This window comes from Intestinibacter sp. (genome assembly GCF_022780145.1).
Classification (GTDB): Bacteria; Bacillota; Clostridia; order Peptostreptococcales; family Peptostreptococcaceae; genus Intestinibacter.
Genome location: NZ_JALEXO010000098.1, coordinates 1 through 11,584 on the forward strand (window position 1 = coordinate 1; position 11,584 = coordinate 11,584).

Genomic DNA, 11,584 nt, shown 5'->3' on the forward strand with positions numbered 1-11,584 from the left:
GTTGTTAGATTACTCTGTGGATCAACATCAACTATCAAAACTTTTTTACCTTGTTTCGCTAATGCTACTCCTAGATTAAAAGTAGTTGTTGTTTTACCAACGCCACCCTTTTGATTTGTAATAGCAATTACCTTGCACTTACTGTCTTGCATATATTCTCCTCCTTTCTTTTTAATTTAGCCACTCTATGATTAAATAAAATGGCTATGTATGGGCATAAAAAAAGAACTGACTATTTTTAATCAGTTCAAATATGTATCATTTATTTTTACAATAAGTTCATCAATAGGATTAGTATATCTTCCTTGAATAATAATCTTATTTCTAAGCTCATTTAAAGCCCTTAATATTATCTTTATTTCATTATTATATATAGGCAATTCCATTTTTTTATCTTTCTTTATAAACATTTCAATCACTCCTTATGTTAAATATGGCATTTCAACAGTTTTAGGTATTTCTAGGGCATTGGCATATTCTTCAAACTTATCTACTGTATCACTTTCCATTTTATTAGTCACTCTAACATATATATTATAAGTTGTTTGAATTGTTGAATGTCCTAATCTCTTTGAAACTGCCTTAATATCAGCACCACTTTCAATTAATTTAGTTGCGTGAGTATCTCTAAAATCGTGAAATCTACAATTTATTCCTAATTCATAATGAATAACCTTAAAAGCATACTTTGGTGAATCAGTACCTAGGAATTGTCCATTTTCTTTAACAAATACTAATTGTGCCTCTTTCAAACCAACACCTAATTCTGCTTTTGCTTCAAGTAATTTTATTTCTTCTCTATTAGTTATTTCATTTAATACCTTTTTTTCATAATAACAAAGATAAGAATCTCCATAAAATTTTCTATTTTCTTCTTGTTCCTGTTTGTATTCCTTTAAAGCATTTATTAAAGTATCTCCAATATATATTGTTCTTCTACTTTGTGGATTCTTACAATCTCCATAATACCACACACCAACTGAATGACCTTTTGTTATGTTTTTTCTTTTAGGAAGTCCATACTGGTTTTTCTTTATAATGTTTTTATTTATAGTTAATGTTTTATTATCAAAATCAACACAGTCCCAAGTTAATCCATACACTTCTGAAACTCTCATACCTGTATAATATGCTGTTAAGAATGCATAATAAATGGAATGAGTACCTTTAAATCTTTCTAATATTCTTTCAAATTCTTCTTGTGTAAAAATATGTGCAGGGTCGTTTTGTATTTTATCTATTCTAGGTGCGTGTACGTGTTCTGCCGGATTAGAGTTTATATAATTTAGTGTATAACACGCATATTTTAAAGACCCTTTAATTACTTTTAAAATACTCGCCATATAATTTTTAGAAAAAGAATAATCAACATATATTTTATTTATAAATTCTTGAAGTAGTCTAGTATCTAACTGCCATAATTGATAATATCCTATTCTAGGTTTTACGTGATTTTTTATAATGTTTATATAAGATATAGTTGTTGAATAATGCAAATTAAAACTTGCATAAGTATCTATCCAATAATCTAAAAAATCTGCATACGACATCTTTTCTCTTAATTGTGTTTTAGTACCATTATAATAAAAGTCATTATATGCTTTCGCACCCTCCTTAAATGCTTCTTGTCTTGTTGGAAATCCTGACTTTGATATCCACTTTCTTGTTCCTTCAACTGTTGCAATTTCAAAACGGTATTCATATACCTTTCCACGTTTTCTAACGCTTACCATAATTATCTCTCCTTCACTATATTAGTGAACGAAAAAATGCCAACATTAACGAATGCTGACATTTATATAATATTGTCCACAAAGTTTGTCCACGTAGATTTTCCCTTGATTTATATAGGTTTTTCTAGTTCTCGTCCTCAAAATTATTTTTTCGTGGACGAAATGTGGACATTTTGACCTCCGTGGACATTTTTTTAATTTTCTGTTTTTCTACATTTCCTTATTTTATAAGGGTTTGTGAGATTATTTACCACAACAGTTCTTATACTTTTTTCCACTTCCACATGGACATGGATCATTTCTTCCAATTTTATTTTCTTTTACAACTATTCTTGATCTGTTGTAGTCTTTAGTTATAGTTTTTCTAGTTTCTGGAGATAATATTCCATTCCATCCTTCTAATTCATATAGCCAATGTGCTTCAGCAGCTAACATGTTGTAGTATAATTTTTCCCAGTCTATTTTTATAGAAACTTGAGTATCTGCTTCTATAGCTTCTAGATCTAAGCTTTCTTCTATACTTTCGTTTATTCCATCCATGAACCCCATGAATATTTCGTTGCTTACACCATATTTAGCTGCTAATTCAGAAACAACACCTTCTACAACGTCAGTTTTGTTGTTTAATATTTCATTGTATATCCCTGCTTCTGATTCTAAATAATTTTGCCAGAATTTTATTTCTTCGTCATTATTCGCATGATTTTCGCAAAGATTTTTCCAATCTGCATATAAACTCATTATAAGTTCCTCCTAAATAATTAATTTATTTTTTAAGTTTTTATTTTCTTATTTAACAATTCTATATTATATCATAATTGAATAATTCTTTTAATACCTTTATGGCATACTCTTGCTCTATAAAATACGGACTTGTAGCAATTGTAATCACTTTGGCGCCTTTTATTAAATCTTTTATCTTATTTAGCTTAAAATCATATGGAATATAGTCCATATCCTTCGAAAATATATCTAAATCTATGTCTAAAACATATTCACCATCTACTTCTATATCAAATCCGTAAGAACTATCGATTATATCAATATCAGAAAATATTTCTTTTTTTAATGCTGGTTGTATAAAGTTTCCCACGTTTAAGACCTTATTTGTGTATCTAAAAACATCATCTAAATCATCTACATCGACATCGTACTCTTCAGGCTTTCTCATGTCCTTGTGCTGGTCTACGTGAACTAATCTACAGCCTTTGTTAAACAGTCCCTTTTGCATACTTTTCATCCAAAAATAAAACGCATGATTGTGGTTATCAAATACATATACAACCTTGTCGTCTACTTCGTATTGAACTAAATTTTTAAGTCCTATTGCCTTTATTTCTGTATCCTCATCGATTTCGTTAAATACTATATTTTCTCCTAAATATACATCGTCTAATGTTCCCTTTATCAACTTCGGAACGAAAATTTTCTTATTAGTTCTTTCTTCATAAGAAAAAATATTATTTCCTACTGGTTCTTCGATGTAAAAACCTATATATCTCTCCATTTTTTCTCCTTTTGAAACAAACTAAAACATATTCCATGGATATACATCTGGTGGCTCACAAATAAATTCCATTTTTTCTTTTTTAGTTGGATGCTCTATCTCTATTTTATAAGACCACAGTGCAATTTGCTGTCCTTTTTTATTGACATTTTTTCCGTATCTTTGATCTCCGTAAAGTGGATGATTTCTGCTCGAAAATTGCACTCTTATTTGGTGCGGTCTACCTGTTTTTAAATCAACCTCTACAAGGCTAAAGCCATTATTTGATGCCAATGTCTTATAGCTCAATTTAGCGTCTTTAGCATCCTTGTGATTTTTATTTACCACACTTACCATATTAGTTTTCTTGTCTTTATATAGATAATCGCTTAAACTATCTTCTCTCTTTTTCATATTTCCATGAATTACAGCCTTATAAGTTTTTTTAAATGTTTTATTTCTAACCTGCTCAGATAATCTAGAAGCAGCCTTCGAAGTCTTAGCAAATACCATCACTCCACCAACTGGTCTATCTAATCTATGTACAAGCCCCACAAAAACATTACCTGGCTTATTGTATTTTACTTTTAAATATTTTTTAAGTAAATTTACCATATCATCATCGTTAGTATTGTCACCCTGAGATAATACGTTTACTGGCTTCTCAACTACTAACAGATGATTATCTTCGTATATTACATTTATCATTATTTAGACTCCCATCTACCAAATATACCACATGGAAGAATTTTTCCGTCTCTTGAAGCAGGTATTCCTAATTCTCCACCGTATATTTTTCCACCTTTTACTTTCTTTCCGATAGTAGTTTGAAGTACATTTTCTAGTACTATTGGAGAAAATCCTGTTGTATATGAATTTATTAAGAAAAATAATGGCTTGTCTGATAATACGTTCATACATAGATTTACGAAATCGAAAAGCTTATCTTCTATTTGCCAAACTTCTCCTTTAGGTCCTCTTCCATAAGAAGGTGGATCCATTATTATCGCATCGTATTTATGTCCTCTTCTTATTTCTCTTTCTACAAATTTTACAACGTCATCTACTATAAATCTCACCTTTCTATCTCCAAGTCCTGATAAATGAAGATTTTCCTTTGCTTGGGTAGTCATACCTTTAGACGCGTCTACATGACAAACCTCTGCTCCAGCTGCCGCACAAGCTACAGTCGCTCCACCAGTATAAGCAAATAAATTTAAAACCTTGATAGGTCTTTTAGCATTTTTTATTTTATCCATAGACCATTCCCAATTTGCCGCTTGTTCAGGGAATAATCCTGTGTGTTTAAATCCTGTTGGTTTTATATAAAATTTTAAATTTTTATAGCTTATAGTCCATTGTTCTGGGTATTTTTTCTTGTGTTCCCATTGTCCACCACCTTTGTTGCTTCTGTGGTAATGTCCATGAGGATTTTTCCATAGAGCCCATTCTGATTCCATTGGCCATACTACTTGAGGGTCCGGTCTTCTAAGTACATATTTACCCCATCTCTCTAGTTTTTCTCCATTTCCCATATCTATAAGTTCATAATCTTTCCATTGATCCGCTAATAATAACAATTTATTACCTCCCATTATTCTATTAATCTTATGTATTATATCATATAATTACCTTTATTTTAGCTATTTTCATTACTTTATATACTTTATTTATCTTTCATAATTATAAAGTTCTTTTTTTTATAAAAAAATCATAAATATTACTAATTTATTTTTACAAACAGGAGGTGAACAGTTGTGTAAGTCTATAAAATTTTCGCTCTAGGTTTTATAGATTTTGCAACGAATTATAATGAATCAAATGAACACCAATTATATAGGCTGTATTTATAATTTATTATATATTCAATATAATGAGATTTTTGGAAGAGAGGAATTTTTTTATTTCGATATAAGCTATCCAGTTTTTTATAATGTTAAAAATGGATATTTTCAAGTAGATAAGAAAATCTTAGATAATTTAAATAAAACTGTTTACTCTAGTGTTGAAACCTTTAGAAATGGACTTTATGAAGAAATGGCTCAATATAACAAAACAGCATCAGAAAACGATCTTCCTAAAAGAGTCTATCAAGTAAATACTACTTACGACATCACATTTAGTAAAAATCATATTTTAAGCTTCATTTTGTATCTGACCTCTCTCAGTACTAATGAAGGTCCTCAATACGAAGAATTATATAGCTTCAATATAGATTTATTAAACGGAAATGAGCTTTCTCTGAAGGATTTATTTAATCCAGGTGTAGACTATATAAATATACTTTCTAATTATATCAATAATAAAATTTCTCAAACACCAGAGCTTTTTTATAAAGATACAGTAGTAGATATCCCCGATTCACAAGCCTTTTACATAACAGATAAAGGCATCGTATTATTTTTTGCTGAAGACGAAATCGCCCCTTCAGAAGCAGGCATCCAAAAATTCTTAATCTCATTTGAAGAATTTGGTCAATATATCAATCCTAGATTTTATTGCAACCCACAAAACGTAATTAGAAGAAGAAAAAAATAGTTCACTAATAGAGAAACAATTATTTTTGTTTCTCTTTTTTTATTCGTTATTTTTCGTTATTTATTTAACTTATATACTATATTATCACACAAACTATTAAAAACCGTTTTCCTAAAGTTATTTTTTTAACTTTTTAAAAGTATATTTTTTTAACTTATTTTATTTAATTTTCAGATAAAAACTATTAAAAACAAATACTTTTATTTTATTATATTAATTTTTTTATAATATTGTTTTTTGTATACTAAATAGAGTATTATTATAACATCAATAAACAATTAAATAGTTAATTAATTATTAGTCAATTATTTTTAATAAATTTATTTAGCTAAAGGTATTTTATTAATTTTCAGAATATTTATATTTATCTAAAAGGAGTGATTATTGTGTTAACAACTACTAAAAATTATAACAACGTAAATTCAGCTAAATTTGAAGAAATAGATGCTTTATTAAAAAAATATGTAAGAGTAAAAACTTATCTTAGTATGAAGCCAATATATGGTGAAATATTAGAATCTACAGAATATACGATAACTGTAGTTCCTGAGTATATAGGAGCTTTCGACCATGTAAATTATGATAAATTACAAACGTATTTAATACCTAAAAGCTCAATAATAGATGTTAAAGAAATTGTATAATTACAATATATATGAATAAGATTTCAAGATATTTAGTTTAAAATTATAAATATAACTAAAAAACTAAATGTAACTATATATCCATAATAGTTTCCTATAGAAGAGATTTAATTTGTTTGCTTTCCTTTTGTGTTTTTTTCTCTTCTATATTTTTTACTGTTGGAGATGTAGAAATGCATATAATCAAATCCCAATAAAAAACAAGCAATACGTAAAACTTTACAAATTGCTTGTTTTTTTATTGATTTAATAGTCCATTTCTCCTTCTATAATAAAAGGATTATATGAAGAAAATTTTTTGCAAGAAAAAAGCTACTGTGAGCCAGCACAAACCTGGTCACAGTAGCCTATATAATTAATCATATTAAATTAATCAGCTAAGTTATATACTTTTAATTGATCTTTATCCATATGTTTTTGATTTACTTTAACTAACGCTTTTAATGTATCTAATGAAGTCATAACATCTATAGAGTATTCAGTTGCTAATCTTCTTATCTTGAATCCATCTCTTGTTGCATCGTTACCTTTAGTTGGAGTATTTATAACCATATCAACTTGGTTGTTAGTTATAACATCAAGTAAGTTAGGTCTTGCTTCTCTTATCTTATTAACTACAGTTGCTTCTATACCATTGTTTCTTAAGTATAATGCTGTTCCTTCTGTAGCTAAGAAAGTATATCCTACCTTCTTCATTTCTTTTGCTATTTCTAAGAATTCTTCTTTATCTTGGTCATTTACAGTTGCAAGTACAACACCTGTATCGTTAGTCATCTTTCTACCAGATGCTATGAATCCTTTGTATAAAGCTTCTTCTAATGTTTCACCAACACCTAAAACTTCACCAGTTGATTTCATTTCAGGTCCAAGGCTTACGTCAACTTTAGCAAGTTTTGACATTGAGAATACTGGAACTTTTACAGCTATTAGGTCTGGAGTCTTGTAGATTCCTGTTCCATATCCTAAATCTTTTAATTTAGCACCTAACATACATTTAGTAGCTAAGTCTACTATTGGCACACCACTGACTTTACTTATATAAGGTACTGTTCTACTTGCTCTAGGGTTAACTTCTATGATGTATAATTCACCTTTGTATTCGATAAATTGGATGTTAACCATACCTAAAACGTTAAGTTCTAGTGATATTCTCTTAGTGTAGTCTAATATTTTTTCTTTTATTTCATCAGATATATTTTGGCTTGGGTACATTGTTATAGAGTCTCCAGAGTGAACCCCTGCTCTTTCTAAGTGTTCCATAATACCTGGTATTAATATATCTTCTTTATCGCATATTGCATCTACTTCTATTTCTCTACCAACTAGATATTTATCTATAAGTACTGGGTTTTTATGATCTCTTTCAAATGCACTGTCAAGATAAGCTTTTAGCTTAGTTTCGTTGTAAGTTATTTCCATACCTTGACCACCAAGTACGTAAGAAGGTCTAACTAGAACTGGATATCCTATTTCACTAGCATGTTTTATACCTTCTTCAGTAGACCATACAGCTATACCTTTTGGTCTGTTTATGTTTAATTTTTCTAGTAATTCATCGAATTTTTCTCTATCTTCTGCTGCATCTATATCAGCAAAGTCAGTTCCTAATATTGGTATATTCTTTTCGTCTAAGAACTTAGCTAATTTTATAGCTGTTTGTCCACCGAATTGTAAGATTACACCTTCTGGTTTTTCTTTTTCTATTATATTTAAAACTTCTTCTTCTGTTAATGGTTCGAAGTATAATTTGTCAGAAGTATCGAAGTCTGTACTTACTGTTTCTGGGTTGTTGTTTACGATTATAGTTTCTATACCTAATCTTCTTAATGCTTTTATACAGTGAACTGAGCAGTAGTCGAATTCTATACCTTGTCCTATTCTAATTGGTCCAGAACCTAAAACTACGATTTTTCTCTTGTCACTAACTACAACTTCATCGTATTCTTCGTAAGTTGAATAGTAGTATGGAGATAATGCATCGAATTCACCACCGCATGTATCAACCATTTTGTAAGCAGCGTTTATGTTGTATAGAGATCTTAATTCGTATACTTTTTCTGGGCTTATTCCCATTAAGTCAGCTATACCCTTATCAGAGAATCCTTTTTTCTTAAGAGTTCTTAAGTAATCTTTACTTAAGTCTTCTATTTGCATAGTTTTTAATTTTTCTTCTTGTTTAACTATCCAATCAATTCTATATAAGAACCATTTGTCTACACCAGTGATTTTTTCTATCATATCTATGCTGTAGCCTCTTCTTATCATTTCAGCTAAGTCGAATAGTCTTTCGTCATCTGGCATAACAACTCTTTCTTTTAATTCTTCTATAGTTCTTTGTTCAGATGGTTTGTGGATCAAAGAGTATTTTCCTATTTCTAGAGATCTTATACCTTTTAGTAAAGCAGCTTCGAAGTTGCTACCTATACTCATTATTTCTCCTGTAGCCATCATCTTTGTACCAAGTCTTCTGTTAGCTTGTTTGAATTTATCAAATGGCCATTTTGGTATTTTTACAACTACGTAGTCAAGAGTTGGTTCGAAACAAGCTTTTGTTTTCTTAGTTACTGCATTTTGTATTTCATCTAATGTATAACCTAAAGCTATTTTAGCTGCAACCTTTGCTATTGGATAACCAGTTGCTTTTGATGCTAATGCTGAAGATCTACTAACTCTTGGGTTTATTTCTATTATTGCATATTCTAATCTGTGAGGATGTAAAGCTATTTGTACGTTACAACCACCTTTTACTTCTATTGCATTTATTATGTCAATTGAAGCAGATCTTAATAATTGGTATTCTTTATCACTTAAAGTTTGAGAAGGAGCTACAACTATACTGTCCCCTGTATGTACACCAACTGGGTCTACATTTTCCATGTTACAAACAGTTATACAGTTTCCGTTACCGTCTCTCATTACTTCGTATTCAATTTCTTTCCAACCTTTTATACTTTTTTCTATAAGAACTTGAGTAACTGGGCTAAGTTGTAAACCATGAGTAAGTATTTCTACTAATTCTTCTCTGTTTTCAGCTATACCACCACCAGTTCCTCCTAGTGTGTATGCAGGTCTGATTATAACTGGATATCCTATTTTTTCAGCGTATATGATACCATCTTCTAGATTTGTTACTATATCACTTTCTATTACTGGTTGGTTGATAGATTTCATCATTTCTCTGAATTCGTCTCTATCTTCACCTTTTTTGATTGATTCTATTGAAGTACCTATTACTTGAACTCCATATTTATCTAATATACCAGCATCTGCTAATTCTACTGCTAAGTTAAGAGCTGTTTGTCCACCCATACCTGCAAGTAAGCTGTCTGGTCTTTCTTTTTCTATTACTTTTTCTATTGCTTCTATTGTAAGAGGTTCTATATATATTTTATGAGCTACCTCTTTGTCAGTCATTATTGTAGCTGGGTTTGAATTTATTAATACAACTTCTACCCCTTCTTCTTTTAATGCTTCACAAGCTTGAGTTCCTGAATAGTCAAATTCTGCAGCTTGTCCGATTATTATTGGTCCTGATCCTAATACTAATGTTTTCTTAATACTATCTATTCTAGGCATAATCTCTTCTCCTTCACAAAATATTTATAACGTTAAACTATTTATTATTTAATACATCTAAGAATTTATCAAATATATATTGACTGTCTTTTGGTCCTGGGCAAGCCTCTGGATGGTATTGAACACTATATATTGGTAATTCTTTATGTCTCATACCTTCAACTGTTTCGTCGTTTAGGTTTATTTGTGTTACGTTCATACATTCTGGTACGTCTGTTACATAATAACCGTGGTTTTGAGCAGTTATAAATACTTTATTTTCTTCAAAATCTTTTACAGGATGGTTTCCACCTCTGTGTCCGAATTTAAGTTTTCCAGTTTTTCCACCAAATACTCTTGCTAAAATTTGATGTCCTAGGCAAATTCCTACTATAGGTTTTTTACCTATCATTTTCTTAACGTTTCCTACTATTTCATCTAAATCATCTGGATCCCCAGGTCCATTTGATAGGAATATTAAATCTGGATCGTCATTTAATACTTCTTCAGCTGTTGTAGTAGCAGGATATACTGTTACATCACAACCTCTTTTTACAAAGTTATCTATTATGTTTTGTTTTACACCGTAGTCCATAACAGCTACTTTAGGTCCATTACCTGGGTAGAATTCTTTTTCTTTTCTTGAAACTGTATAAACAGCGTAAGTATTGTCGAATTTATCTAATTTTGGTTGTATACTTTCTAATGTAGCATTATTATCTAATGTTATTATACCTTTCATTGTTCCTCTATTTCTAAGGATTTTTGTTAAGGCTCTTGTATCTATTCCTTCAAGTCCTATTATTTTATTTTGTTTTAAATAAACATCTAGGCTCATTTCATTTCTAAAGTTGTTAGGTGTGTCGCTTTTTTCTCTAACTATAAACCCTTTTACACATACATTTCTTGATTGTACGTCTTCTAAGTTGATTCCATAGTTTCCTATTAATGGGTAAGTCATAGTTACTATTTGTCCATAATAAGAAGGGTCTGTTAAGACTTCTCCATATCCAGTCATTGAAGTATTGAATACTACTTCACCTACTGATTCTTCTAAATAACCAAATGCTTTACCTTTAAAAACAGTACCATCTTCTAATATTAATCTTGCCTTCATACAACTTCCCTCCTAAGCATTTTCTATTTCTTTAACTATATCAATAGCTGATTGTTTTGGATTTTCAGCTTGTGTTATTGGTCTCCCAACTACTATATAATGTGCTCCGTTTTGAATTGCTTGAGCTGGAGTAACAACTCTCTTTTGGTCTCCTACTGCTGCTGATAATGGTCTGATTCCTGGACATACAGTTACAAAATCTGTACCACAAGCTTCTACTATCTTATCTACTTCTTTAGCTGAGCATACCACTCCATCTATTCCTGATTTCTTAGCTAATTTTGCTCTCTTTATAGCTAATTCTTCAGTTGTCATATTGCATCCTATATCTTGTAAATCTTCATTACTTAGTGAAGTTAAAACTGTAACTCCAACTATTATTGGTTTTTCAATGTTTAATCTTTCTGCTTCTTGTTTTGCTATTTCTGCGCATTGTCTCATACCTTCAAAGTCTGAAACATGTATTGTCATCATCCAAACATTATCTTTTATAGCTGCCTTTACTGCGCTT

At 30.1% G+C, this 11,584-nt stretch carries 12 protein-coding genes; 2 read left to right on the forward strand and 10 right to left on the reverse strand.

What is annotated here, in order from left to right; genetic code table 11:
* From MR593_RS03590 to MR593_RS03620, 7 genes are all read right to left on the reverse strand, one after another.
* Window positions 1–152 (reverse strand): ParA family protein (locus MR593_RS03590; protein WP_290686997.1); only part of this gene is annotated, 152 nt, incomplete at its 3' end.
* A gap of 90 nt (window positions 153–242) precedes the next feature.
* Complete coding sequence (locus tag MR593_RS03595; protein ID WP_290686978.1) at window positions 243–410, reverse strand: hypothetical protein; 168 nt, start codon at window positions 408–410, stop codon at window positions 243–245.
* Window positions 411–422: 12 nt separating this feature from the next.
* Window positions 423–1,733 carry a tyrosine-type recombinase/integrase gene (locus MR593_RS03600; RefSeq protein ID WP_290686979.1) on the reverse strand — a complete coding sequence of 437 codons (1,311 nt, stop codon included), beginning with the start codon at window positions 1,731–1,733 and terminating at the stop codon, window positions 423–425.
* A gap of 243 nt (window positions 1,734–1,976) precedes the next feature.
* Complete coding sequence (locus MR593_RS03605; RefSeq protein ID WP_290686981.1) at window positions 1,977–2,474, reverse strand: SEC-C metal-binding domain-containing protein; 498 nt, start codon at window positions 2,472–2,474, stop codon at window positions 1,977–1,979.
* A gap of 61 nt (window positions 2,475–2,535) precedes the next feature.
* Window positions 2,536–3,240: a UPF0489 family protein gene (locus MR593_RS03610; RefSeq protein ID WP_290686983.1), complete on the reverse strand. Its 705-nt coding sequence runs from the start codon at window positions 3,238–3,240 to the stop codon at window positions 2,536–2,538.
* Window positions 3,241–3,261: 21 nt separating this feature from the next.
* Window positions 3,262–3,927, reverse strand: coding sequence for an RluA family pseudouridine synthase (locus MR593_RS03615; RefSeq protein ID WP_290686984.1), 666 nt, complete (start codon window positions 3,925–3,927; stop codon window positions 3,262–3,264).
* Window positions 3,927–4,799, reverse strand: coding sequence for a class I SAM-dependent methyltransferase (locus MR593_RS03620; protein ID WP_290686985.1), 873 nt, complete (start codon window positions 4,797–4,799; stop codon window positions 3,927–3,929). The genes MR593_RS03615 and MR593_RS03620 overlap by 1 nt, the downstream gene beginning before the upstream one ends.
* A gap of 241 nt (window positions 4,800–5,040) precedes the next feature.
* Here MR593_RS03620 and MR593_RS03625 point away from each other — a divergent pair, with 241 nt between their 5' ends.
* Both MR593_RS03625 and MR593_RS03630 read left to right on the forward strand, forming a co-directional pair.
* Window positions 5,041–5,757 (forward strand): DUF3298 and DUF4163 domain-containing protein, encoded by a 717-nt coding sequence (locus MR593_RS03625; protein ID WP_290686987.1) that lies wholly within the window; start codon window positions 5,041–5,043, stop codon window positions 5,755–5,757.
* Between the two features lie 386 nt (window positions 5,758–6,143).
* Window positions 6,144–6,401 (forward strand): hypothetical protein, encoded by a 258-nt coding sequence (locus MR593_RS03630; RefSeq protein WP_290686989.1) that lies wholly within the window; start codon window positions 6,144–6,146, stop codon window positions 6,399–6,401.
* Window positions 6,402–6,770: 369 nt separating this feature from the next.
* On the opposite strand, the gene carB is transcribed toward MR593_RS03630, so the two are convergent.
* The 3 genes from carB to pyrF all read right to left on the reverse strand — a co-directional run.
* Complete coding sequence (gene carB, locus MR593_RS03635; protein WP_290686991.1) at window positions 6,771–9,977, reverse strand: carbamoyl-phosphate synthase large subunit; 3,207 nt, start codon at window positions 9,975–9,977, stop codon at window positions 6,771–6,773.
* Window positions 9,978–10,014: 37 nt separating this feature from the next.
* Window positions 10,015–11,073 carry a carbamoyl phosphate synthase small subunit gene (locus MR593_RS03640; protein WP_290686993.1) on the reverse strand — a complete coding sequence of 353 codons (1,059 nt, stop codon included), beginning with the start codon at window positions 11,071–11,073 and terminating at the stop codon, window positions 10,015–10,017.
* A 12-nt stretch (window positions 11,074–11,085) separates the two neighbouring features.
* Window positions 11,086–11,584, reverse strand: a 499-nt coding sequence (gene pyrF, locus MR593_RS03645; RefSeq protein ID WP_290686995.1) for an orotidine-5'-phosphate decarboxylase, incomplete at its 5' end; no start/stop codon positions are given.

Bases quoted from the DNA above. Each gene is read 5' to 3' on its own strand.
- MR593_RS03600 (WP_290686979.1), bottom strand. From the start codon at position 1,733: ATGGTAAGCGTTAGAAAACGTGGAAAGGTATATGAATACCGTTTTGAA.
- MR593_RS03610 (WP_290686983.1), bottom strand. From the start codon at position 3,240: ATGGAGAGATATATAGGTTTTTACATCGAAGAACCAGTAGGAAATAAT.
- carB (WP_290686991.1), bottom strand. From the start codon at position 9,977: ATGCCTAGAATAGATAGTATTAAGAAAACATTAGTATTAGGATCAGGA.
- MR593_RS03605 (WP_290686981.1), bottom strand. From the start codon at position 2,474: ATGAGTTTATATGCAGATTGGAAAAATCTTTGCGAAAATCATGCGAAT.
- MR593_RS03595 (WP_290686978.1), bottom strand. From the start codon at position 410: ATGTTTATAAAGAAAGATAAAAAAATGGAATTGCCTATATATAATAAT.
- MR593_RS03625 (WP_290686987.1), top strand. From the start codon at position 5,041: ATGAACACCAATTATATAGGCTGTATTTATAATTTATTATATATTCAA.
- MR593_RS03615 (WP_290686984.1), bottom strand. From the start codon at position 3,927: ATGATAAATGTAATATACGAAGATAATCATCTGTTAGTAGTTGAGAAG.
- MR593_RS03640 (WP_290686993.1), bottom strand. From the start codon at position 11,073: ATGAAGGCAAGATTAATATTAGAAGATGGTACTGTTTTTAAAGGTAAA.